At 52.6% G+C, this 24,125-nt stretch carries 20 protein-coding genes, 3 tRNA genes and 3 rRNA genes; 14 read left to right on the top strand and 12 right to left on the bottom strand.

The features are described from left to right. Positions 1-79: 79 nt before the first annotated feature. The 5 genes from tsaA to metN form a co-directional block, all read right to left on the bottom strand. Positions 80-787: a tRNA (N6-threonylcarbamoyladenosine(37)-N6)-methyltransferase TrmO gene (gene tsaA, locus AL479_RS14045; RefSeq protein WP_061076498.1), complete on the bottom strand. Its 708-nt coding sequence runs from the start codon at positions 785-787 to the stop codon at positions 80-82. Continuing rightward, entirely contained in the window at positions 784-1,188 is a 405-nt protein-coding gene (gene rcsF / locus AL479_RS14050) for an Rcs stress response system protein RcsF (protein ID WP_042323642.1), read from the bottom strand. Before rcsF ends, tsaA begins: the two co-directional genes overlap by 4 nt. Before the next feature lie 118 nt (positions 1,189-1,306). Continuing rightward, positions 1,307-2,122 carry a methionine ABC transporter substrate-binding lipoprotein MetQ gene (gene metQ / locus AL479_RS14055; RefSeq protein WP_061076499.1) on the bottom strand — a complete coding sequence of 272 codons (816 nt, stop codon included), beginning with the start codon at positions 2,120-2,122 and terminating at the stop codon, positions 1,307-1,309. A gap of 39 nt (positions 2,123-2,161) precedes the next feature. After that, positions 2,162-2,815, bottom strand: a complete 654-nt coding sequence (locus tag AL479_RS14060; protein WP_042323638.1) for a methionine ABC transporter permease MetI — start codon at positions 2,813-2,815, stop codon at positions 2,162-2,164. Continuing rightward, positions 2,808-3,839 (bottom strand): methionine ABC transporter ATP-binding protein MetN, encoded by a 1,032-nt coding sequence (metN, locus tag AL479_RS14065; protein ID WP_061076500.1) that lies wholly within the window; start codon positions 3,837-3,839, stop codon positions 2,808-2,810. Before metN ends, AL479_RS14060 begins: the two co-directional genes overlap by 8 nt. A 188-nt stretch (positions 3,840-4,027) precedes the next feature. Between metN and gmhB the strand changes: the two genes are divergently transcribed. The 7 genes from gmhB to dkgB all read left to right on the top strand — a co-directional run bounded on the left by gmhB (position 4,028) and on the right by dkgB (position 11,083). Next, positions 4,028-4,594, top strand: a complete 567-nt coding sequence (gene gmhB, locus AL479_RS14070) for a D-glycero-beta-D-manno-heptose 1,7-bisphosphate 7-phosphatase (RefSeq protein ID WP_042997843.1) — start codon at positions 4,028-4,030, stop codon at positions 4,592-4,594. A 371-nt stretch (positions 4,595-4,965) separates the two neighbouring features. Next, a 16S ribosomal RNA gene (locus AL479_RS14075) occupies positions 4,966-6,507 on the top strand. A gap of 86 nt (positions 6,508-6,593) precedes the next feature. Beyond that, a tRNA-Glu gene (locus tag AL479_RS14080) sits at positions 6,594-6,669 on the top strand. Between the two features lie 197 nt (positions 6,670-6,866). Further along, positions 6,867-9,773: ribosomal RNA gene (locus tag AL479_RS14085) — 23S ribosomal RNA — on the top strand. A gap of 95 nt (positions 9,774-9,868) precedes the next feature. Continuing rightward, positions 9,869-9,984, top strand: a 5S ribosomal RNA gene (rrf, locus tag AL479_RS14090). The 16S, 23S and 5S rRNA genes sit together here with 2 tRNA genes alongside, the layout of an rRNA operon. 54 nt (positions 9,985-10,038) lie before the next feature. After that, positions 10,039-10,115: transfer RNA gene (locus AL479_RS14095), tRNA-Asp, on the top strand. Between the two features lie 164 nt (positions 10,116-10,279). Further along, positions 10,280-11,083, top strand: coding sequence for a 2,5-didehydrogluconate reductase DkgB (dkgB, locus tag AL479_RS14100; RefSeq protein ID WP_061076501.1), 804 nt, complete (start codon positions 10,280-10,282; stop codon positions 11,081-11,083). Between the two features lie 21 nt (positions 11,084-11,104). Here dkgB and yafC read toward each other — a convergent pair whose 3' ends face one another. Then, positions 11,105-12,019 (bottom strand): DNA-binding transcriptional regulator YafC, encoded by a 915-nt coding sequence (gene yafC / locus AL479_RS14105; protein ID WP_061076502.1) that lies wholly within the window; start codon positions 12,017-12,019, stop codon positions 11,105-11,107. Positions 12,020-12,123: 104 nt separating this feature from the next. Between yafC and AL479_RS14110 the strand changes: the two genes are divergently transcribed. The 3 genes from AL479_RS14110 to AL479_RS14120 all read left to right on the top strand — a co-directional run bounded on the left by AL479_RS14110 (position 12,124) and on the right by AL479_RS14120 (position 15,082). After that, positions 12,124-13,302: an MFS transporter gene (locus AL479_RS14110; protein ID WP_061076503.1), complete on the top strand. Its 1,179-nt coding sequence runs from the start codon at positions 12,124-12,126 to the stop codon at positions 13,300-13,302. A gap of 131 nt (positions 13,303-13,433) precedes the next feature. Further along, entirely contained in the window at positions 13,434-14,234 is an 801-nt protein-coding gene (locus AL479_RS14115; protein ID WP_042324835.1) for an endonuclease/exonuclease/phosphatase family protein, read from the top strand. Between the two features lie 77 nt (positions 14,235-14,311). Then, complete coding sequence (locus AL479_RS14120; RefSeq protein ID WP_061076504.1) at positions 14,312-15,082, top strand: class I SAM-dependent methyltransferase; 771 nt, start codon at positions 14,312-14,314, stop codon at positions 15,080-15,082. A 48-nt stretch (positions 15,083-15,130) separates the two neighbouring features. Here AL479_RS14120 and mltD read toward each other — a convergent pair whose 3' ends face one another. Both mltD and gloB read right to left on the bottom strand, forming a co-directional pair. Further along, on the bottom strand, positions 15,131-16,498 hold the full coding sequence (gene mltD, locus AL479_RS14125; protein WP_061076505.1) for a murein transglycosylase D: 1,368 nt from the start codon (positions 16,496-16,498) through the stop codon (positions 15,131-15,133). Positions 16,499-16,569: 71 nt separating this feature from the next. Beyond that, positions 16,570-17,325: a hydroxyacylglutathione hydrolase gene (gene gloB, locus AL479_RS14130; protein WP_061076506.1), complete on the bottom strand. Its 756-nt coding sequence runs from the start codon at positions 17,323-17,325 to the stop codon at positions 16,570-16,572. 37 nt (positions 17,326-17,362) lie between these two features. On the opposite strand from gloB, the gene AL479_RS14135 reads away from it, so the two are divergent. After that, positions 17,363-18,085, top strand: a complete 723-nt coding sequence (locus AL479_RS14135) for a class I SAM-dependent methyltransferase (RefSeq protein WP_061076507.1) — start codon at positions 17,363-17,365, stop codon at positions 18,083-18,085. Here AL479_RS14135 and rnhA read toward each other — a convergent pair. Beyond that, positions 18,082-18,660: a ribonuclease HI gene (gene rnhA, locus AL479_RS14140; RefSeq protein WP_192575234.1), complete on the bottom strand. Its 579-nt coding sequence runs from the start codon at positions 18,658-18,660 to the stop codon at positions 18,082-18,084. The genes AL479_RS14135 and rnhA overlap by 4 nt on opposite strands. Here rnhA and dnaQ point away from each other — a divergent pair. The 3 genes from dnaQ (at position 18,614) to AL479_RS24225 (ending at position 20,187) form a co-directional block, all read left to right on the top strand. Further along, on the top strand, positions 18,614-19,342 hold the full coding sequence (gene dnaQ / locus AL479_RS14145; RefSeq protein WP_044258800.1) for a DNA polymerase III subunit epsilon: 729 nt from the start codon (positions 18,614-18,616) through the stop codon (positions 19,340-19,342). The two genes, rnhA and dnaQ, sit on opposite strands and share 47 nt — an antisense overlap. A 131-nt stretch (positions 19,343-19,473) precedes the next feature. Then, a tRNA-Asp gene (locus AL479_RS14150) sits at positions 19,474-19,550 on the top strand. A 205-nt stretch (positions 19,551-19,755) separates the two neighbouring features. Next, a complete protein-coding gene (locus tag AL479_RS24225; protein WP_071887630.1) occupies positions 19,756-20,187 on the top strand; it encodes a phosphoribosyl-dephospho-CoA transferase MdcG domain-containing protein in 432 nt (143 codons plus the stop codon). Here the strand turns inward: AL479_RS24225 and AL479_RS14160 are convergent. The 3 genes from AL479_RS14160 to fadE form a co-directional block, all read right to left on the bottom strand. Further along, positions 20,106-20,516, bottom strand: a complete 411-nt coding sequence (locus AL479_RS14160) for a Spy/CpxP family protein refolding chaperone (protein WP_061076510.1) — start codon at positions 20,514-20,516, stop codon at positions 20,106-20,108. The two genes, AL479_RS24225 and AL479_RS14160, sit on opposite strands and share 82 nt — an antisense overlap. Positions 20,517-20,695: 179 nt before the next feature. Next, positions 20,696-21,466, bottom strand: coding sequence for an amidohydrolase (locus AL479_RS14165; protein WP_061076511.1), 771 nt, complete (start codon positions 21,464-21,466; stop codon positions 20,696-20,698). Between the two features lie 109 nt (positions 21,467-21,575). Further along, positions 21,576-24,020, bottom strand: coding sequence for an acyl-CoA dehydrogenase FadE (fadE, locus tag AL479_RS14170; protein WP_061076512.1), 2,445 nt, complete (start codon positions 24,018-24,020; stop codon positions 21,576-21,578). Positions 24,021-24,125 lie beyond the last annotated feature (105 nt).

Genomic DNA, 24,125 nt, shown 5'->3' on the forward strand with positions numbered 1-24,125 from the left:
GGCTCAATGTGAGCCTGACACAAAAAAAGTAACTCAGTTTACCAGCGAGAAAGGGATGTCAAAAGAGAAGGGCGTGAAATTAGCGGGGTTCAAGCGCAAAGACTTCAAAACCTGTCTCGGTTACGCGCCAGCGCACGTTGAAATCATGCAGCCAGACAGCATAAGTTTTGCCTGTCTCTTCCCCTTTTCGATAGGCAGGACGCGGATCCTGCGCCAGTACATCGCGAATAAACGTTTTCAACAGGGGATAACGTTTTTCCAGCGCGGGAAACTGTTGCTCAATCTCGTCGGTAAAACTCACCGACATTTCGGCTTGCGGTGCCTGTTGCGCATAGCTGGCGGTCGCATTCGGTAGCGATTCCGCGAACGGCAGGTAGGGTTTGATGTCGATGACCGGCGTACCGTCAACCAGATCCAGACTGCCCAGTTGCAGAATGACCTGATCTTTCTGACAGGCAATGCCTCTCAGTTCAACCAGCGACATGCCGACGGGATTGGGGCGAAACGTTGAGCGCGTGGCGAATACGCCCATCCGCGCGTTGCCGCCAAGACGAGGCGGACGCACGGTTGGGCGCCATCCCCCTTCCATCGTCTGATGGAAAACAAAGATCACCCATAAGTGGCTGAATGCTTCAAGACCGCGTACCGCATCAGCCTGATTGTAAGGAGACAGCAGGTGCAGTTCGCCGTTGACGCTTTTTACCAGCCCAGGCTGGCGGGGAACGGCGAACTTCTCTTTGTAAGGCGAGCGAATGACACCGATTTGCTCAAACTGAAAATGACTCATTTAGCCGAGATGTTGAGCGCAGAACCAATGCAGACAGCCTGACGATAACAACCCGGCGTTCCGCTGGTGACTTCACAGCTATGCAATAACACGGCATTGGCTTTCATTTTCGACGCATTAATCTGCATGCGTTTACGTGCTGTCGGGATGTTCGGCGGAGAGTCCTGGTTAGAGGCCTGACAGGATTCACCGGTCACTTCACCGAGATCGCGGAACGGCTTGCCGACCAGATCTTCAGCATTGGTATAAATTCTGACGGGAACCGCGCGCGGCGCTTTCGGTTTTTCCGGCTCCGCTTTAGGCGGGGTTGCGGTGCTTTGAACGGGTTCAACAGGGGATCTGCTTAGCATGGAACAGCCGCTCAGCATGAGTGCCAATAAACAGATCGGTAAAGCACGCATAATATTTCCTCAATGAATGATCTAACTGTCACATATTGAATCAGGAGCTTGCATAAATGACAAGACGGGCAAACGCCCGTCCTGAATGATATTACAGATTGTGAAAAGCGCCTAAAAATTACCAGCCCTTAACAGCACCACCGTTGAAGACTTTATTGGCGGCTTCGTAAACTTCGTCAGACTGATAGGCCTGAACGAATTTTTTCACGTTCTCCGCGTCTTTGTTATCTTCACGGGTCACGATCAGGTTGACGTACGGGGAATCTTTATCTTCAACGAAGATACCGTCTTTCGCCGGAGTGAGGTTGATCTGGCTGGCATAAGTGGTGTTGATCACCGCCAGAGCAATCTGCGCATCGTCAAGAGAACGCGGCAATTGCGGGGCTTCCAGCTCGACAATTTTCAGATTTTTCGGGTTCCCGACGATATCCAGTGAGGTCGGCAGCAGGCCCACGCCATCTTTCAGTTTGATCAGGCCCACTTTCTCAAGCAGCAGCAGGGAACGACCCAGGTTGGTCGGATCGTTAGGAACCGCGACCTGTGCGCCATCCTGAAGCTCATCCAGAGATTTGATTTTTTTGGAGTAGCCCGCAATCGGATAAACGAAGGTATTGCCTGCGGCAACCAGTTTGTAACCGCGATCTTTGATCTGCTGATCCAGATACGGTTTGTGCTGGAAAGCGTTGGCATCGATATCGCCTTTGCTCAGCGCTTCGTTCGGCAGAACGTAGTCATTGAAGGTCACCAGCTCGACGTCCAGACCGTATTTTTCTTTCGCAACTTTTTGTGCGACCTCAGCCACCTGCTGTTCCGCACCGACAATCACGCCGACTTTGATGTGGTTTGGATCTTTTTCATCCTGACCGCAACCCACGAGTGCCAGAGAACCAATCAGGGCGCCGACTGCCGCAATGGTTTTGAATTTGAACGCCATGCTTATTTCCTTAATGTGATAATTGTGTTTTGTAGAACGTTACTTGTGCGTCACAGTCCGGACGATACGATCGCCCGCGAACTGAATTAAATAAACCAGAACAACGAGTAATACCAGTACCGTATTCATAACAGTAGCATTGTATCCAATATATCCGTACTGATAGCCGATCTGTCCAAGACCGCCGGCACCCACGGCACCGCCCATGGCGGAATAACCGACCAGGGTAATCAGCGTAATCGTCGCGGCGTTCACCAGCCCTGGCAGGGCTTCCGGCAGCAGCACTTTGCGTACGATTTGCAGCGGCGTTGCGCCCATTGCGCGAGAGGCTTCAATCAGGCCTGTCGGGATTTCCAGCAGGGCATTTTCCACCATACGAGCGATAAACGGCGCCGCACCGACGGTGAGCGGGACAATTGCGGCCTGCAAACCGATTGATGTCCCGACAATCACGCGAGTGAACGGAATCATCCATACCAGCAGAATAATGAACGGAATCGAACGGAAGATGTTCACAACCGCAGACAGCGTGCGGTAGAGCTTCGCGTTTTCAATGATTTGTCCGGGACGCGTCACGTACAGCAGCACGCCAACGGGCAGACCAATCACAAAACCAAAGAAACCCGATACGAAGGTCATCGCCAGCGTTTCCCAGACGCCACGAACCAGCAGCCACATCATCGGCTCAGACATAACCCAGTACCTCTACTTTTACATGGTGTTCCTGCAGCCAGGCGATTGCGGCTTGCGTTTCTTCTTGTGTGCCGTGCATTTCAGTCAGCATGATGCCGAACTTCACGCCGCCGGCGTAATCCATCTGCGCGCTGATAATGTTGTTATTCACGTTAAAGCGACGCGCCGTTTCGGAAAGCAGCGGCGCATCCACCGACTGACCGGTGAATTCCATACGCAACATTGGGACGCTGTCGACCGTCGACTCCGCTTTGAGGCGTGCCAGATAATCTTCCGGAATATCCAGATGCAGCGTTGACTGAATAAATTTCTGCGCCAGAGGCGTTTTCGGATGGGAAAACACTTCGCTGACGGTATCTTGCTCAATCAGTTCACCGTTGCTGATCACCGCCACGCAGTCGCAGATTCGCTTAACCACATCCATCTCGTGCGTGATCAGCAGAATGGTCAGACCCAGACGACGGTTAATGTCTTTCAGCAGTTCGAGAATGGATCGCGTGGTGGCAGGATCCAGTGCGCTGGTCGCTTCGTCGCACAGCAGTACTTTCGGCTGGCTTGCCAGCGCACGGGCGATGGCGACACGCTGCTTCTGACCACCAGACAGGTTTGCAGGGTAGCTGTCGTGCTTATCACCCAAGCCTACGAGATCGAGCAGTTCCGTCACGCGACGCTTAATCTCTTCTTTCGGGGTGTTGTCGAGTTCCAGCGGCAGCGCGACGTTACCAAAAACAGTTCGGGAGGCCAGCAGGTTAAAGTGCTGGAAAATCATGCCGATCTGGCGACGCGCTTTGGTCAGATCAGATTCAGATAGCGTCGTCAGTTCTTGTCCACCGACCTGAACACTCCCTTCAGTCGGGCGCTCCAGCAGGTTTACACAGCGGATCAGCGTACTTTTACCTGCGCCTGAGGCACCGATAACGCCATAAATTTGTCCGGCAGGAACATGCAGGCTAACGTTATTCAACGCCTGAATGGTGTGGGTCCCCTGATGGAACACTTTGGTGATATTCGAAAGTTTAATCATTGATTATTTTTATCGTAATGAAGTTACCGTGGCATTTTCGTCTGTCTGATGCGGTCAAAAGCCGTCAACAAAATGGATGTTAAGGCATCCAGACGTCTAAATCAATCAGGGTTTCTACGATGAGCACTTTCTTGCCTGCCGAAACATGCGATACTAGCGCCACATGCCTTATTCAGGAGCTATAAAAGGTGGCAAAGTCCGTACCCGCAATTTTTCTCGACCGTGACGGCACAATTAATGTTGATCACGGCTACGTACATGAAATCGACGAGTTCGAATTTATCGACGGCGTTATTGATGCTATGCGCGAGCTTAAAACCCTGGGTTATGCGCTGGTGGTTGTCACCAACCAGTCAGGGATTGCGCGCGGTAAATTTACTGAAGCCCAATTTGAGACATTAACAGAGTGGATGGACTGGTCATTGGCCGATCGCGATGTCGATCTCGACGGTATCTATTATTGTCCACACCACCCGCAAGGCAGCGTGGAAGAGTACCGCCAGGTTTGTGATTGCCGTAAGCCGCATCCCGGTATGCTGATCTCGGCCCGCGATTTCCTGCACATTGATATGGCCGCGTCTTATATGGTGGGCGACAAATTAGAAGATATGCAGGCGGCTGCGGCGGCAGGGGTCGGGACAAAAGTGTTAGTGCGAACCGGTAAGCCCATCACTGCGGAAGCAGAAAATGCGGCAGATTGGGTATTAAATAGCCTTGCTGATCTGCCATCGGCGATAAAAAAGCAGCAAAAATAAGCATTATGATTAAAAGGTGAGCGGTTGAAATAAATCTGCATTTTTCCGCTTGTCTTCCTGAGTCGACCCCCTATAATGCGCCTCCATCGACACGGCAGATGTGAATCACTTCACAGAAAAACGCCAGTGAGATTGAAGAGAAAAATCCTGAAAATCAGGGTTGACTCTGAAAGAGGAAAGCGTAATATACGCCACCTCGCGACAGAGCGCTAAAGCGCGTCGCAACTGCTCTTTAACAATTTATCAGACAATCTGTGTGGGCACTCAGAGTGACATGGATTCTTAATGTCTTCGGACAATAAATGAATACCAAGTCTCAAAGAGTGAACACGTAATTCATTACGACGTTTAATTCTAAGAGCATCAAACTTAAATTGAAGAGTTTGATCATGGCTCAGATTGAACGCTGGCGGCAGGCCTAACACATGCAAGTCGAACGGTAACAGGAAGCAGCTTGCTGCTTCGCTGACGAGTGGCGGACGGGTGAGTAATGTCTGGGAAACTGCCCGATGGAGGGGGATAACTACTGGAAACGGTAGCTAATACCGCATAATGTCGCAAGACCAAAGAGGGGGACCTTCGGGCCTCTTGCCATCGGATGTGCCCAGATGGGATTAGCTTGTTGGTGAGGTAACGGCTCACCAAGGCGACGATCCCTAGCTGGTCTGAGAGGATGACCAGCCACACTGGAACTGAGACACGGTCCAGACTCCTACGGGAGGCAGCAGTGGGGAATATTGCACAATGGGCGCAAGCCTGATGCAGCCATGCCGCGTGTATGAAGAAGGCCTTCGGGTTGTAAAGTACTTTCAGCGGGGAGGAAGGTGTTGTGGTTAATAACCGCAACAATTGACGTTACCCGCAGAAGAAGCACCGGCTAACTCCGTGCCAGCAGCCGCGGTAATACGGAGGGTGCAAGCGTTAATCGGAATTACTGGGCGTAAAGCGCACGCAGGCGGTCTGTCAAGTCGGATGTGAAATCCCCGGGCTCAACCTGGGAACTGCATTCGAAACTGGCAGGCTTGAGTCTCGTAGAGGGGGGTAGAATTCCAGGTGTAGCGGTGAAATGCGTAGAGATCTGGAGGAATACCGGTGGCGAAGGCGGCCCCCTGGACGAAGACTGACGCTCAGGTGCGAAAGCGTGGGGAGCAAACAGGATTAGATACCCTGGTAGTCCACGCCGTAAACGATGTCTATTTGGAGGTTGTGCCCTTGAGGCGTGGCTTCCGGAGCTAACGCGTTAAATAGACCGCCTGGGGAGTACGGCCGCAAGGTTAAAACTCAAATGAATTGACGGGGGCCCGCACAAGCGGTGGAGCATGTGGTTTAATTCGATGCAACGCGAAGAACCTTACCTGGTCTTGACATCCACAGAAGTTTTCAGAGATGAGAACGTGCCTTCGGGAACTGTGAGACAGGTGCTGCATGGCTGTCGTCAGCTCGTGTTGTGAAATGTTGGGTTAAGTCCCGCAACGAGCGCAACCCTTATCCTTTGTTGCCAGCGGTCCGGCCGGGAACTCAAAGGAGACTGCCAGTGATAAACTGGAGGAAGGTGGGGATGACGTCAAGTCATCATGGCCCTTACGACCAGGGCTACACACGTGCTACAATGGCATATACAAAGAGAAGCGACCTCGCGAGAGCAAGCGGACCTCATAAAGTATGTCGTAGTCCGGATTGGAGTCTGCAACTCGACTCCATGAAGTCGGAATCGCTAGTAATCGTGGATCAGAATGCCACGGTGAATACGTTCCCGGGCCTTGTACACACCGCCCGTCACACCATGGGAGTGGGTTGCAAAAGAAGTAGGTAGCTTAACCTTCGGGAGGGCGCTTACCACTTTGTGATTCATGACTGGGGTGAAGTCGTAACAAGGTAACCGTAGGGGAACCTGCGGTTGGATCACCTCCTTACCTTAAAGAACCTGCCTTTGTAGTGTCCACACAGATTGTCTGATGAAAAGTGAATAGCAAGGCGTCTTGCCGAAGCAGACTTCAGTGTCCCCTTCGTCTAGAGGCCCAGGACACCGCCCTTTCACGGCGGTAACAGGGGTTCGAATCCCCTAGGGGACGCCACTTGCTGGTTTGTGTGAGTGAAAGTCGCCGGCCCCTGTATCTCAAAACTGACTCAGCGAGTCACGTTTGAGATATTTGCTCTTTAAAAATCTGGATCAAGCTGAAAATTGAAACGACACACCGTTAATGGTGTGTTCGAGTCTCTCAAATTTTCGCAATCACGATGATGAATCGAAAGAAACATCTTCGGGTTGTGAGGTTAAGCGACTAAGCGTACACGGTGGATGCCCTGGCAGTCAGAGGCGATGAAGGACGTGCTAATCTGCGAAAAGCGCCGGTAAGGTGATATGAACCGCTATAGCCGGCGATGTCCGAATGGGGAAACCCAGTGCAATTCGTTGCACTATCGTTAACTGAATACATAGGTTAACGAGGCGAACCGGGGGAACTGAAACATCTAAGTACCCCGAGGAAAAGAAATCAACCGAGATTCCCCCAGTAGCGGCGAGCGAACGGGGAGCAGCCCAGAGCCTGAATCAGCATGTGTGGTAGTGGAACGGTCTGGAAAGGCCGGCGATACAGGGTGACAGCCCCGTACACAAAACTGCACGTGTTGTGAGCTCGATGAGTAGGGCGGGACACGTGGTATCCTGTCTGAATATGGGGGGACCATCCTCCAAGGCTAAATACTCCTGACTGACCGATAGTGAACCAGTACCGTGAGGGAAAGGCGAAAAGAACCCCGGCGAGGGGAGTGAAAAAGAACCTGAAACCGTGTACGTACAAGCAGTGGGAGCCTCTTTTATGGGGTGACTGCGTACCTTTTGTATAATGGGTCAGCGACTTATATTCTGTAGCAAGGTTAACCGAATAGGGGAGCCGAAGGGAAACCGAGTCTTAACTGGGCGTTAAGTTGCAGGGTATAGACCCGAAACCCGGTGATCTAGCCATGGGCAGGTTGAAGGTTGGGTAACACTAACTGGAGGACCGAACCGACTAATGTTGAAAAATTAGCGGATGACTTGTGGCTGGGGGTGAAAGGCCAATCAAACCGGGAGATAGCTGGTTCTCCCCGAAAGCTATTTAGGTAGCGCCTCGTGAATTCATCTCCGGGGGTAGAGCACTGTTTCGGCTAGGGGGTCATCCCGACTTACCAACCCGATGCAAACTGCGAATACCGGAGAATGTTATCACGGGAGACACACGGCGGGTGCTAACGTCCGTCGTGAAGAGGGAAACAACCCAGACCGCCAGCTAAGGTCCCAAAGTCATGGTTAAGTGGGAAACGATGTGGGAAGGCTCAGACAGCCAGGATGTTGGCTTAGAAGCAGCCATCATTTAAAGAAAGCGTAATAGCTCACTGGTCGAGTCGGCCTGCGCGGAAGATGTAACGGGGCTAAACCATGCACCGAAGCTGCGGCAGCGACACTAAGTGTTGTTGGGTAGGGGAGCGTTCTGTAAGCCTGTGAAGGTGTGCTGTGAGGCATGCTGGAGGTATCAGAAGTGCGAATGCTGACATAAGTAACGATAAAGCGGGTGAAAAGCCCGCTCGCCGGAAGACCAAGGGTTCCTGTCCAACGTTAATCGGGGCAGGGTGAGTCGACCCCTAAGGCGAGGCCGAAAGGCGTAGTCGATGGGAAACAGGTTAATATTCCTGTACCAGGTGTTACTGCGAAGGGGGGACGGAGAAGGCTATGTTGGCCGGGCGACGGTTGTCCCGGTTTAAGCGTGTAGGTGTGTGTTCCAGGTAAATCCGGTTCACTTTAACACTGAGGCGTGATGACGAGGCACTACGGTGCTGAAGCAACAAATGCCCTGCTTCCAGGAAAAGCCTCTAAGCATCAGGTAACATCAGATCGTACCCCAAACCGACACAGGTGGTCAGGTAGAGAATACCAAGGCGCTTGAGAGAACTCGGGTGAAGGAACTAGGCAAAATGGTGCCGTAACTTCGGGAGAAGGCACGCTGATAGGTAGGTGAAGCGACTTGCTCGTGGAGCTGAAATCAGTCGAAGATACCAGCTGGCTGCAACTGTTTATTAAAAACACAGCACTGTGCAAACACGAAAGTGGACGTATACGGTGTGACGCCTGCCCGGTGCCGGAAGGTTAATTGATGGGGTTATCCTCGCGGAGAAGCTCTTGATCGAAGCCCCGGTAAACGGCGGCCGTAACTATAACGGTCCTAAGGTAGCGAAATTCCTTGTCGGGTAAGTTCCGACCTGCACGAATGGCGTAATGATGGCCAGGCTGTCTCCACCCGAGACTCAGTGAAATTGAACTCGCTGTGAAGATGCAGTGTACCCGCGGCAAGACGGAAAGACCCCGTGAACCTTTACTATAGCTTGACACTGAACACTGGTCCTTGATGTGTAGGATAGGTGGGAGGCTTTGAAGCGCGGACGCCAGTTCGTGTGGAGCCAACCTTGAAATACCACCCTTTAATGGCTGGTGTTCTAACGTGGACCCGTGATCCGGGTTGCGGACAGTGTCTGGTGGGTAGTTTGACTGGGGCGGTCTCCTCCTAAAGAGTAACGGAGGAGCACGAAGGTTAGCTAATCCTGGTCGGACATCAGGAGGTTAGTGCAAAGGCATAAGCTAGCTTGACTGCGAGCGTGACGGCGCGAGCAGGTGCGAAAGCAGGTCTTAGTGATCCGGTGGTTCTGAATGGAAGGGCCATCGCTCAACGGATAAAAGGTACTCCGGGGATAACAGGCTGATACCGCCCAAGAGTTCATATCGACGGCGGTGTTTGGCACCTCGATGTCGGCTCATCACATCCTGGGGCTGAAGTAGGTCCCAAGGGTATGGCTGTTCGCCATTTAAAGTGGTACGCGAGCTGGGTTTAGAACGTCGTGAGACAGTTCGGTCCCTATCTGCCGTGGGCGCTGGAGAATTGAGGGGGGCTGCTCCTAGTACGAGAGGACCGGAGTGGACGCATCACTGGTGTTCGGGTTGTCATGCCAATGGCACTGCCCGGTAGCTAAATGCGGAAGAGATAAGTGCTGAAAGCATCTAAGCACGAAACTTGCCCCGAGATGAGTTCTCCCTGACTCTTTAAGGGTCCTGAAGGAACGTTGAAGACGACGACGTTGATAGGCCGGGTGTGTAAGCGCAGCGATGCGTTGAGCTAACCGGTACTAATGAACCGTGAGGCTTAACCTTACAACGCCGAAGATGTTTTGGCGGAATAGAGAGAATTTTCAGCCTGGATTCAGATTACGTCACTGCGTGAAAACGGGGTGATAAAACAGAATTTGCCTGGCGGCTGTAGCGCGGTGGTCCCACCTGACCCCATGCCGAACTCAGAAGTGAAACGCCGTAGCGCCGATGGTAGTGTGGGGTCTCCCCATGTGAGAGTAGGGAACTGCCAGGCATCAAATTAAGCAGTAAACTGATGTAAAAATCAGTGGTTGTAGAAAAATTCGGTGGAGCGGTAGTTCAGTTGGTTAGAATACCTGCCTGTCACGCAGGGGGTCGCGGGTTCGAGTCCCGTCCGTTCCGCCACTTATTAAGAGCCCTGAGTTAACACTCAGGGCTTTTTCTTTGCCTGAAATTTGATTGTTGCTAAAAACGCAAAAATCCTCTGCATTTTTCGCTCTTTTTCCACACAACGCAAAACGTCATAATCCTCTCAGTTAACGAACATGATGAATCAAAGAGGAATTATTATGACTATCCCTGCATTCGGTTTAGGTACCTTTCGTCTTAAGGACGATGTTGTTATTGCATCCGTAAAAACGGCTCTGGAGCTCGGTTACCGCGCTGTCGATACTGCACAAATCTATGATAATGAAGCAGCAGTTGGCCAGGCAATTGCCGAGAGTGGCGTTCCGCGCAATGAGTTGTACATTACGACCAAGATCTGGATTGAGAATCTGAGCAAAGACAAGCTGATCCCAAGCCTGAAAGAGAGCCTGAAAAAACTGCGTACTGATTATGTTGATCTGACGCTGATCCACTGGCCATCACCAAATGATGCCGTATCGGTTGAGGAATTCATGCAGGCGCTGCTGGAAGCGAAAAAACAGGGGCTGACGCGTGAAATCGGTATCTCTAACTTCACTATCCCGTTGATGGAAAAAGCCATTGCGGCGGTGGGTGCGGAAAATATCGCGACGAACCAGATTGAACTGTCTCCTTACCTGCAAAACGGCAAAGTGGTTGACTGGGCGAAAGCGCACGGTATCCACATTACGTCTTACATGACGCTGGCATATGGTAAGGCACTGAAAGATGAAGTGATTGCCCGCATTGCGGCGAAACACAATGCCACCGCCGCTCAGGTGATCCTGGCATGGGCGATGGGCGAAGGTTACTCGGTCATTCCTTCTTCCACTAAGCGTGAAAACCTGGCGAGCAACCTGCTGGCGCTGGATCTAACGTTAGATGCCGAAGATAAAAAAGCGATCGCTGCTCTGGATTGCAACGATCGCCTGGTAAGCCCGGAAGGACTTGCACCGCAGTGGGATTAATGCGTTAACCTCTGAATGCCTTTAACCCTCTTTAACAGCTCCTCCGGGAGCTGTTTTTATATGTTCACTCAGAAAGTCGATAAATGCCCGAATACGCGTACTCACGGCACGGTCGCTGTAATAGACGGCGCTGAACGGCATCTCTACCGGCAGGCGTTTATCAGCCATCAGCTCCACCAGTTCACCTCGCGCGATTTCCCGATCAATCATGTAGTCCGACAGGCAGGCAATGCCGTTTCCGCTGAGGCAGAGCTGTTTAAGCGTTTCACCGCTGTTTGACGAAATGCCACAGGTAATCTCGTGAAGTTGCCCATCGCTACAGGCGATGGGCCAGGTGTTGAGGGATACGGGTTCAGTGAAACCCAGGCACAGGTGTGCCTTCAGCTCTTCCACTGTTTCCGGCTTCCCGAATCGATCAAGATAGCCCGGCGAGGCGATAATCTTCCGATAGCTGTTAAAGAGTGGTCGGGCGCGTAAACTGGAATCCGTCAGGGTACCTGCACGGATCGCGACATCCACTTTTCTCTCGATCAGATTGATAAAGGTTTCGGAGGAAACAAGAGAGAGTGTAATTTCCGGATAACGTTCACGGAAAGGCTTTATCAACGGCATCAGAAAATGCAACATTACCGGCGTGGCGGCATCGATACGCAGCACCCCGCGTGGAGTGTTGCGTGTCTCCATGATTTCCGTTTCTGCCGCCGCCATCTCCTGCAGCAAAGACTGGACGCGGCGAAAATAGCGTTCACCTTCTTCTGTCAGACTGAGCTGCCGGGTTGTGCGGTTGAGTAAACTTACGCCGAGCTTCATTTCCAGTTTTTTAACTGCCCGGCTTACCGCTGAGTTTGCCTGACCTAACTGTTCCGCCGCCCGGCTGAAACTACCGCTTTCTACCACTGAAACAAAAATGGCGAGTTCTTCTGAGGTTGCTTTCATTTTTGCACCCGAAGCAAAATTGTATTGAGATTTTGGATATTTTTGTTATTAAACCATCCCGGCATACTGCGTGTCATCCGAATACTGATGATATGGAGTGATTTATGCCTCTCGCGTTATTTGCGCTGACAATAAGTGCCTTTGCTATTGGCACAACCGAATTTGTAATTGTAGGTCTGGTGCCGACAATTGCCGAACAGCTAGCCATTTCTCTGCCTTCTGCAGGGATGTTGGTTTCTATCTATGCTCTCGGCGTGGCGATTGGTGCGCCGGTACTGACGGCGTTGACCGGACGTCTGCCGCGTAAGCAGTTGCTGGTTGCGTTGATGGTCCTGTTCACGGCGGGCAACCTGCTGGCGTGGCAGGCTCCTGGCTACATGACGCTGATTGCGGCCCGTTTACTGACCGGTCTGGCTCATGGGGTGTTCTTCTCGATTGGCTCCACCATTGCCACCAGTCTGGTGGCAAAAGAAAAAGCGGCTTCTGCCATTGCCATTATGTTTGGTGGTCTGACGGTTGCTCTGGTGACCGGGGTTCCTCTGGGGACGTTCATCGGTCAGCATTTTGGCTGGCGCGAAACCTTCCTCGCCGTTTCCGTGTTGGGCGTGATGGCGTTGATCAGCAGTCAGTGGCTTATTCCAGCGAACATTCCGGGGCGTGCGGCGGCAACACTGAGTGACCAGGTAAGCGTCTTAACACACCCACGCTTGCTAATTATCTATGCGATCACTGCACTGGGCTATGGTGGCGTCTTTACCGCATTTACCTTTCTGGCTCCGATGATGCAGGATCTGGCCGGTTTCTCGCCTGCCGCAGTGAGTTGGATCTTATTAGGCTATGGCGTATCCGTCGCGATAGGTAACATCTGGGGCGGAAAACTGGCGGATAAACATGGTGCGGTGCCTGCGCTGAAGTTTATTTTCGCTGCACTGTTTGTTCTGTTGCTCGTCTTTCAGTTTACAGCTTCCATGCAGTACGCCGCGCTGGCAACGGTACTGGTGATGGGGATCTTTGCTTTCGGTAACGTACCGGGTCTGCAGGTTTATGTGGTGCAAAAAGCCGAGCAATTTACGCCGAACGCAGTGGATGTGGCATCCGGTCTTAACATTGCGGCTTTTAACATCGGGATTGCGATCGGTTCTGTTGTTGGTGGACAGACGGTGGAGCACTTCGGCCTGGCACAAACACCGTGGATTGGAGCATTAATTGTGTTGGGCGCCTTCCTGTTGATGGGAATTAGTGGTCGACTGGATAAACCCGCACGCGTTGCCGTGCTGGGCTAAGTACTTGATGTAAGCGAGTGCTTACAAAACAATCTGCAATTGGTCGTTGAAAGTGTGAGCTAAAATCCCTATAACAGAAGAACCAGTCCGGCACCGGACTGGTTGACGTTATAGAGGTTTGAAAGTCAAAAGTGCGAAAAAACACCTATGCCATGCGCTATGTTGCCGGACAACCCGCTGAGCGGATTTTGCCGCCCGGGTCATTTTCGAGCATCGGCCAGGCATTACCCGCCGGGGCGCCGTTAAGCAGTGAAGATCGGATCCGTATCCTGGTGTGGAATATCTTTAAACAGCAGCGAGCGGAATGGCTTTCGGTGCTGAAGAATTTTGGCAAAGATGCGCACCTGGTGTTGTTACAGGAAGCGCAGACGACGCCGGAGCTGGTGAGGTTTGCGACGGCGAATTATCTGGCGGCCGATCAGGTGCCGGCATTTGTTCTGCCGCAGCATCCGTCAGGGGTGATGACGCTCTCATCCGCGCATCCTGTGTACTGTTGCCCGCTTCGTGAGCGTGAGCCTATCCTGCGCCTGGCCAAATCGGCGTTGGTTACCGTCTATCCGTTGCCAGATACGCGACTGTTGATGGTCGTTAATATCCATGCGGTTAACTTTAGTCTGGGGGTCGATGTGTATAGTAAGCAGTTACTTCCAATCGGTGACCAGATTGCGCATCACAGTGGCCCGGTGATTATGGCCGGAGATTTTAATGCCTGGAGCCGACGCCGCATGAATGCGCTGTATCGCTTCGCGCGCGAAATGTCGTTGCGCCAGGTTCGTTTTACTGACGATCAGCGCCGTCGCGCGTTTGGTCGCCCCTTGGATTTTGTCTTTTATCGTGGTCTGAACGTCAGTGAGGCTTCTGTACTGGTCACACGCGCATCCGATCACAATCCGCTACTCGTTGAATTCAGTCCCGGCAAACCTGTGCAGTAAGGTGTGTCAGGTCTGCCGTTGGGGCAGACCTGTAGTGGTGCTGCCCTTTCTCTTGCAAACAACCAAAGGACAGCATAATGACAACACACTCCCACCACGACAACGTCGAAAAGCAGTTTGGCTCCCAGGCGAACGCCTATTTAACCAGTGCCGTGCATGCATCCGGTCGCGACTTGCAGCGGCTGGCTGAGCGCCTGTCTGCACTCCCTCAGGCCTGCGTACTGGATATGGGCTGTGGTGCCGGGCATGCCAGCTTTATCGCCGCGCAGAATGTAAAACAAGTGGTGGCTTACGATTTATCTTCGCAGATGCTTGACGTTGTAGCGCAGGCAGCAAAAGAGAAGGGATTAGCCAACATCACCACAAAGCAGGGCTATGCCGAAAGCCTGCCGTTTGAAGATGCGGTCTTTGACGTGGTTATCAGTCGTTATTCCGCGCATCACTGGCATGACGTTGGCAGAGCGCTGCGTGAAGTTAATCGGGTATTAAAATCGGGCGGTGTGCTGATTATTATGGATGTCATGTCCCCAGGACATCCGGTCCGCGATGTCTGGTTACAGACGGTGGAGGCATTGCGCGACACTTCGCACGTTCGCAACTATTCCAGCGGCGAGTGGCTGGCATTGATGAATGATGCGAACCTGGTCGTCGATTCGTTGGTAACCGACCGTTTACCGTTGGAATTCAATTCATGGGTGGCGAGAATGCGTACACCCGCCGAACTGGTGGAGGCGATTCGTCTGTATCAGGTGAGCGCCTCTGCGGAGGTGAAAGCTTACTTCGCTTTACAGGACGAGGGATCGTTTACCAGCGATACCATCATGGCCGAAGCGCATAAAGCGGCATAAATAAAAAAGGCACCGGGGGAAATCGGTGCCTTTTAATCTTGTGAGCTATCAGGAGTCTGGCGTGTTGTTGTTTTTCACAAACAACGTCAGTTGATCGCCGGGCTTCAGATTGTCCGTATCGTTGTTCCAGCGCATAACATCTTTGATGTTAACGCCGTGACGTTTAGCAATGCTCGAAAGCGAATCGCCCTTACGTACGCGATAGGTAATGCTGTCGCTGTTTTTAGCCAGTTGTTGTGCTCTGTTACCTGCACCCACCGTCAGACTTTGGCCCACTTTCAGCGTTGAACCGCGCAGTTTATTCCACTGCTGCAGATCCTTCGTGCTCACGCCGAGACGTGAAGCAATGCCTGAAAGCGTATCGCCAGAGCGAACGGTATAATTACGGCTGTTCAGCGGGGTGTTATCTGCTACCAGAGTGGACTGTACGGCAGCAATTTCGCCGGCGGCCAGAGATTCACGCAGTTTCTCTGCATGCTTCTTTGGTACCATCACGTATTGCGGGCCGCTTGCGCCCAGCGTGGAGCCTTTTACACCAGCATTAAAGGTCTTCAGCTTGCTGACGGGAATCCCCGCCATATCGGCAACCTGCGCCATTTCAACCGGACTGCTTAAACGAACACGTGCCAGTGCACGACTTTCGTCTGTGGTTGGCAGACGTACGCCATAACGTTTGCTGTTCTTGAGAATATCACTCAGGGCCAGCATTTTTGGCACGTACAGCTTCGTTTCCTGAGGCAATGGCAACGACCAGAAGTCGGTGGATTTCCCACGCGCTTTGTTCGTTTTAATCGCCTTCATGACCCGACCTTCACCGCTATTATAAGCCGCAACGGTCAGCAGCCAGTCGCCGTCAAACATTTTGTTCAGACGCTGCATCATGTCGAGCGCTGCGGTTGTGGAAGCCACCACATCGCGACGCGCGTCATAACTGCGGGTCTGTTTTAAACCATAATTGCGCCCCGTGCTCGGAATGATCTGCCAGATGCCTGCGGCATTGGCGCCAGACGTCGCGTGAGGATCAAAAGCGCTCTCCACTATGGGTAGTAGTACCAGTTCCATCGGCATGTTACGTTTCTTAACTTGCCCGGCTATCCAGTACATATACGGCTCTGCCCGTAAAGTTACATCGTGGAGATAGCTCTTATTGCGTAAATACTTCTGTTTTTGTTCGCGAATCCGGTCGTTTTCCGGAATTCCCATCTTTAGCTCGTCGCCAATGAAAGCCCACAAGTCTTGATCCGGCGCGAGGGACGTCCCATCGTCCATCCATCGTGCCTGACTCGTAAACTTTCCTGCTTCCCCTTGACCAGCTGCAGAAAGGCTCTGTGCGTGCTGTTGGACATTGCCGGCGTTTTGAGACGACTGGCAACCCACGAGCAGGACAGAGGCGAGTAGGATCGCTTTTGCCTTCATGTGTGTGTCAATAGTTGCTTAAAAGACGACCGATCATAACGGCGAAGTTTTGAAAAGGCAACCAGGAATTATCAGAAGCTGTCTTTCTTTGACCTTAACCAGGCAAATCGCTCTTCAGGGTGTTGCAATATTGTTTCTTTGTTGATTTCATTAATTAAATCAATATCTTCTGTTCTCAAAAAAATATTATTTTGTCGCTCATTTTTCAGAATAACGGGGAGTGTCATTTGTTTTTTTACCCGTAACTCATTAACTTTACGATAATAATCATTTATGAACGAATCGTGCGGCAGGATGCTCAGCGCAAACTTCATGTTTGCTAAAGTATACTCATGGGCGCAACAAATAAGCGTATCGTCTGGAAGTGCAGATATTCTTTTAATCGATTGATACATCTGACTTGCCGTGCCTTCAAACAGACGTCCACAGCCACCGGAGAACAGCGTATCCCCGCAAAAAAGATAAGGATGGCTAAAGTAACAGATATGTCCTAAAGTGTGACCGGGTGTAGCAAATACACTAAATTCATGCCCCAAAATGAGGGCGGAATCGCCATCTTCGACTATATGAGTGACCCCCTTATCTTGTGTCTCTGCCGGTCCGTAAACTACTAATTCAGGAAAGTTCTGTACCAGTTCTTTCACGCCTCCCACATGGTCCTGATGATGGTGAGTGAGTAAAATGGCCTCTGGCTGCCACTGATTTTCGGCAATGGCTTTTAACACCGGCGCGGCGTCACCCGGGTCCACGATCAGACAACGTCCTTCATCATTACTCAGAACCCAGATGTAATTGTCCTGAAACGCCGGAATACTGTTAAGATTCATAAATTACCTCTCTGTCTATGCATAACGGATGGTTGTGATGAAACCGGCAAGGAACCCTCAAACAGTCGTAGCACCCAATCGCTGGAGCGATTTGCCCTGGGGAGAGTACTATCGTGAGGCGCTGGAAAAACAGCTTAACCCGTGGTTTGCAAAAATGTATGGTTTTCACCTGCTTAAGGTGGGCAATTTAAGTGCAGAAATCAACTCGGAAGCCTGTGCGGTTTCGCATCAGGTTAACGTTTCTGCCAAAGGCTCGCCGGTTCAGGTTCAGGCCGATCCGCTTCATCTGCCTTTTGCCGATAAATCGGTCGATGTCTGTCTGCTGGCGCACACGCTACCCTGGTGCGCCGATCCCCACCGCCTGTTGCGTGAAGCCGATCGGGTACTCATTGATGATGGCTGGCTGGTACTGAGCGGATTCAACCCGGTGAGCCTGATGGGACTGCGTAAGCTGGTGCCGGTATTGCGTAAATCGTCGCCTTATAATAGTCGTATGTTTACGCTGATGCGCCAACTGGACTGGCTGTCGCTGCTGAATTTTGAAGTGCTGCACTACAGCCGTTTTCACGTCCTGCCGTGGAAAAAGCAGGGGGGAAAGATGTTAAGTGCGCACCTTCCTGCGCTGGGCTGTATGCAAATGATTGTGGCGCGTAAGCGAACGATTCCGCTTACGCTCAATCCGATGAAACAGAGCAAGGCGAAAGCGCGCATACCGCAGGCCGTCGGCGCGACCCGGCAGTATCGCAAGCCGGACGTTTAGGCTTCAGGCTGATAACCAACGTCTTCCTGAGTTGGATTCATGGCGGCGGCACGGGCAAGCTCATCACAACGCTCGTTTTCCGGATGACCGGCATGGCCTTTTACCCACTCCCATTTGATCTGATGCGGCCCGAGCGCGGCATCAAGACGCTTCCAGAGATCGACATTTTTTACCGGTTTTTTGTCGGCGGTTTTCCAGCCGCGTTTTTTCCAGTTATGGATCCATTGGGTGATCCCCTGGCGCACGTACTGACTGTCGGTGCTCAAAATGACTTCACACTGTTCTTTCAGGGCTTCCAGCGCGACGATCGCCGCCATCAGCTCCATGCGATTATTGGTCGTGAGGGTATAGCCCTCATTAAAGGTTTTTTCGCGCCCGCGATAGCGTAAAATTGCCCCGTAACCGCCCGGACCTGGATTACCCAGGCACGAACCGTCGGTGAAAATTTCTACCTGTTTAAGCATCTCTGGTAGACTTCCTGTAATTGAATCGAACCGTAAAACGACAAGTCTGACATAAATGACCGCTATGAGCACTGCAATTACACGACAGATCGTCCTCGATACCGAAACCACCGGTATGAACCAGATCGGCGCGCACTACGAAGGGCACAAGATCATTGAGATCGGTGCCGTTGAGGTGGTGAACCGCCGTCTGACGGGGAATAACTTCCATGTTTATCTGAAGCCTGATCGGCTGGTGGACCCGGAAGCGTTCGGCGTTCACGGAATTGCGGATGAATTCCTGCTGGACAAGCCGACATTTGCCGAGGTGGCGGATGAATTTCTCGACTATATCCGCGGGGCGGAACTGGTCATTCATAACGCGTCGTTTGATATCGGCTTTATGGACTACGAGTTCAGTAAGCTCAACCGCGATATCCCGAAAACCAACACCTTCTGTAAAGTCACCGATAGCCTGGCGCTGGCAAGGAAGATGTTCCCTGGCAAGCGTAATAGCCTGGATGCGTTGTGCTCGCGTTATGAGATAGACAACAGCAAGCGTACGCTGCACGGCGCATTGCTCGATGCCCAGATTCTGGCTGATGTTTATCTGATGATGACCGGTGGTCAGACGACGATGGCGTTTTCGATGGAAGGTGAAACCCAGCAGCAGGGCAATACGGGGATCCAGCGCCTTGTACGTCAGGCCAGCAGACTACGCGTCGTTTTTGCCACTGATGAGGAAGTGGCGGCCCATGAATCGCGTCTCGACCTGGTGGAAAAGAAAGGGGGAAGTTGCCTCTGGCGGGCGTAGAAAGTCTGCTAATGAGGTAAAAACCGTCGCTCGGGTGATTTTTACAGCAAACGATTAAAAACATGAGAAAAAGCGTTGACGAGGTGCGTGGCAATCCGTAATATTCGCTTCGTTCCCAAGTGGAACAACGCGGAGCGGTAGTTCAGTTGGTTAGAATACCTGCCTGTCACGCAGGGGGTCGCGGGTTCGAGTCCCGTCCGTTCCGCCAAATTCTGATCATAGAGTGTTTAAGTACATCCTGTGATGATAAGAAACCGTATCACTGTTAAGGTGATGCGGTTTTTTTTCGTCTGAAATTGTCCTCTCTACCCTCGTTTACCTTTTGCGTAATGAATGCACCTGCAGCGTTATTGACGATTCCCGGCTATGGGATAGATTCTGGAGTTATTGTAAAAAGCCAGAGGAGGGCAAATATGCTCCAGCGTCATGATTTACTGCACATTAGCGTTCAGGCGGCGCAGCGTATTTTTTCGCGGTGGCGAACATCCCGGGTAGCCTGGCAGCAGGCGTTTGCGGCAGGAGAGTTGCCTGGCATTGCGCGCCGCCCCGTCGAGGGAGAACCACAGGGCGATATTGCACTGGGTTTTAGTTTTCCTGAACGCATAAACGGTCAGCGCCAGCGCCTTGCCAGTACTATCACGCCGGACGAGGTGGTTTACCTCCTGACGCCATTTGAAGTAGCACACGGAACAAACCCCACAGCGGTAGACATTTTCTGTCCTCACGGTGGGGCTTGTCTACTGTTCTGCTTATGGGGACGAGATTATTCGCTCAGCGTCTGGGCAATATCATCCTGTACCTGTTTACGCTGTTCTGGCGTTAACACTTTGCTCAGGTCAAAATAGTATTTTACGCGATAATAACGTACTTGCTGTTCGACTTTGCTGAATGCACTTAACTGTTTTTTGACCGCAGATTCATCCCACTTGCCTGATTTAATCACGTCGATTAGCGCGCCATCTTTAATATCCTTCATTGAAATCTGACCGACGTTGTTTTCCAGTTGCTCATGCAGCTTTTTAATCTGCGTAATCTGGCTGTCTGTCAATTTCAGGTGTTGGACAACGGGATCCTGTGCCGGAGCTGGAGTCTCAGTAACATTTGCCGCAAAAGAACTCAATGAGGTACCAGCCAGGGCCGCAGCCAGTAACGTGGCACGTACAAATTTTTTCATTTATTCCATATCCTTATAGGGAAATTATTGAGTAGCGATATCAGCCGCTTATTGCGGGTAATAGGCGGAGTCAGGATACGTTGCCAGCGATGGGCTTCCACGCGAAATTGTTTTGCGGAAGGTTACAGAGTGAAACAATCCCACTACGGGTAATCCCCGTCGTGGAGAAGGCGGGGAGATCAGCGCAGGATAAACGGGTCGGCATCCTGCCAGGCCGGGAAGGTTTCCCGGTACTCTTTCAGTGCACTCAGCGACAGTTCGGCATCAATGCGCGTGGCCTGGTGGGCTTCCGCCGTAGCAATTACTTCTCCCTGAGGATTGATGATCCGACTGTCTCCGCGATAATGATGGCCGTTGCCGTCGGTGCCGACGCGGTTACATCCAGCCACCCAGGCCTGATTTTCGATAGCGCGCGCCGCCAGAAGTGTTTGCCAGTGAAGAGAGCGGGGGGCTGGCCAGTTGGCGACATACAGCGCCAGATCGTAATCATTCAAATTGCGTGACCACACAGGGAATCGCAGGTCATAACAGACCAGCGGGAGAATGCGCCACCCGCGCCATTCCACGATCACGCGGCGGTTGCCTGGCTGGTAATGATGATGTTCGTCAGCCATTCGAAACAGGTGGCGCTTGTCATAAAAGTGAACCGCGCCTTGCGGCTCGACCAGAAAAAAACGATTCACCGCCCCCTGCTCACCGGAGACGGCGGCACTTCCGGCCACCAGCGCATTGGTCTGCTGCGCTTTCTCGCGCAGCCAGGTGATAAGCGTTACTTCCGCAAGCGACTGTCCGGCGGCTTCCATCGCAAAGCCGGTGGTGAACATCTCCGGTAACACGATCAGGTCGCGTCCGGTCACGGCTTCCAGTTGACGGTCAAAGTGACGCAAATTCGCCGGGCCATCCATCCAGACCAGCGGTTGTTGCAGCAGCGTAATTTTCAAACCAGGCACGGTAGAGTCTCCTTGTTGAACGGCATTCTGACACTGTAGCACGTGATTTCAGGAAGCGTGGGCGATAAAAAGCCCCGCCGAAGCGAGGCTAAAAGGTCATGCGTAAGCGTTATGCGGCTTCGACTTTACGCACTTTCTCTGGCAGCTTTACCGGCTTCGTCGCCAGCTCCTCTGGGGCAAAGTCATCCACATTGATGCTACGCAGACGGCTTTCTTCCGCCTTAACCAGAATGGCCGCTTCGTCTTTGTCGATTAAGCCTTTCGCCAGGGCGTTTTGCGCCAGTTCATCCAGACGGGTAAACGGCAGGTTTTTGCCAATCTCTTTGCAAATACGCTGGTGGATCGGGTCGGCGGCCATCACATCCAGCAGCGCCTCTTCCAGTAATCCCACCGGGTTATGTTCGCTCGGCGTCAGGTATTGACCACGACCAATACGGTCACGGGTGGCGCTCGGAACCTGCAAAATCTTCGCGACTTTGTGATCCAGCTTGTCCGAGGGGGCCAGATAGTGACGACCGGTCGGGAAGATCACCACTTTCAGCAGACCGGCAACCAAACGGTTCGGGAAGTTTTGCAGCAGATCGTCGATTGCCTGTTCCGCTTTATACAGCGCATCCTGAGCGCCCCAGTGAACCAGCGGCAGGTCGGCTTCATGGCGGCCTTCGTCGTCATAACGCTTCAGTACCGCAGAGGCCAGATACAGCTGGCTCAGTACATCGCCCAGACGGGCCGAGATGCGCTCGCGGCGTTTCAGACTGCCGCCCAGTACCGCCATCGAAACGTCAGACAGCAGCGCGAGGCTCGCGCTCAGACGGTTAAGGTGCTGATAATAGCGCTTCGTTGCATCGCGGGTGGGCGTTTGGCTGGTTAAGCCGCGCGTCAGACCCAGCCAGAAGCTGCGCATCTTATTGCTGCCGACGTGGCCGATATGTTTGAACAGCAGTTTGTCGAACGCATTCACATCGTTATTCTGCGCCGCCGCCATCTCTTCCAGCACATACGGATGGCAACGAATCGCCCCCTGACCGAAGATCATCATGCTACGAGTCAGGATATTGGCGCCTTCCACAGTGATAGCAATCGGCGCGCCCTGATAGGCCCGCGCGAGGAAGTTACCTTCGCCCAGCATAATGCCCTTGCCGCCGGTAATATCCATCGCGTCAATAATCGACTGCTGACCGCGATGAGTACAGTGATACTTGACGATTGCCGACAGCACTGCCGGTTTCTCACCCAGCATAATGCCGTAGGTGATGAGGGACGCTGCTGCATCCATCACGTAGGCGTTACCGGCAATGCGTGCCAGCGGTTCTTCGATCCCTTCCATCTTACCGATGGAGATTTTGAACTGACGACGAATGTGGGCGTAGGCACCGGTCGCCATCGCGACGGATTTCACCCCGCCAGTCGAGTTTGACGGCAACGTAATGCCGCGCCCGACGGACAGACATTCCACCAACATACGCCAGCCCTGACCGGCCATTTTCGGGCCGCCGATGATGTAATCGATCGGCACAAAGACGTCTTTACCGAGCGTCGGACCGTTCTGGAACGGAACGTTAAGCGGGAAGTGCCGACGACCAATTTCCACACCTGGCGTGGAGGTTGGGATTAACGCACAGGTGATCCCCAGTTCTTCATCGCCGCCCAGCAGTTTATCCGGGTCGGAGAGTTTAAACGCCAGCCCCAGGACGGTGGCGATAGGCGCGAGAGTGATGTAACGCTTGTTCCAGGTCAGACGCATCCCCAGCACCTGCTGGCCTTGCCACTCACCCATACAGACAATACCGGTATCCGGAATGGCGCCCGCATCGGAACCCGCTTCCGGGCTGGTCAGCGCAAAGCAAGGGATCTCCTGACCGCGCGCCAGGCGAGGCAGGTAATGGTCTTTCTGCTCTTGTGTACCGTAATGTTGCAACAGCTCGCCTGGGCCTAAGGAGTTCGGCACGCCCACGGTAATCGCCAGGATCCCGGAGACGCCGGAGAGTTTTTGCAGCACGCGAGACTGGGCGTAAGCAGAGAATTCCAGCCCGCCGTACTCTTTCTTAATGATCATCGCGAAGAAGCGATGCTCTTTCAGAAACGCCCACAGTTCCGGCGGCAGATCGGCCAGCTCGTGGGTGATCTGGAAGTCGTTCGCCATGCGGCACGCTTCTTCCACCGGGCCGTCGATGAACGCCTGCTCTTCGGCGGTCAGACGCGGCTGCGGATAGTTGTGCAGTTTTTTCCAGTCCGGATTGCCCTGAAACAGATCGCCTTCCCACCAGGTGGTACCGGCATCAATCGCTTCTTTCTCTGTACGCGACATCGGCGGCATTACCTTACGGAAGCCGCGGAACACCGGTGCGGAGATCATCGACTTACGCATTGGCGTAAAGTTGAATGGCACGAGGATAATGGCCAGAGGTACCAGCAGCCAGACGGACCACAGTCCGACAGCGCCAAGCGCCGCCGTCCAGACGAGCAAAATCAGGCTGCTGAGAAATAAGCTCACGCGGTGATAAAACAGCGCGCCGAGCAGAACGACCGTAGCGAGAATACTCAAAATCATCATAACGAAAAGCTCCCTTGCTTGTAGGAGGTCTGACCACTTGTGATGTTATGGTTGTAGTGGATGTGAAATCTTTTAGCAATGCGTTTACAAAATAATTACAACAAA

The organism is Citrobacter amalonaticus, assembly GCF_001559075.2.
Taxonomy (GTDB): domain Bacteria; phylum Pseudomonadota; class Gammaproteobacteria; order Enterobacterales; family Enterobacteriaceae; genus Citrobacter_A; species Citrobacter_A amalonaticus_F.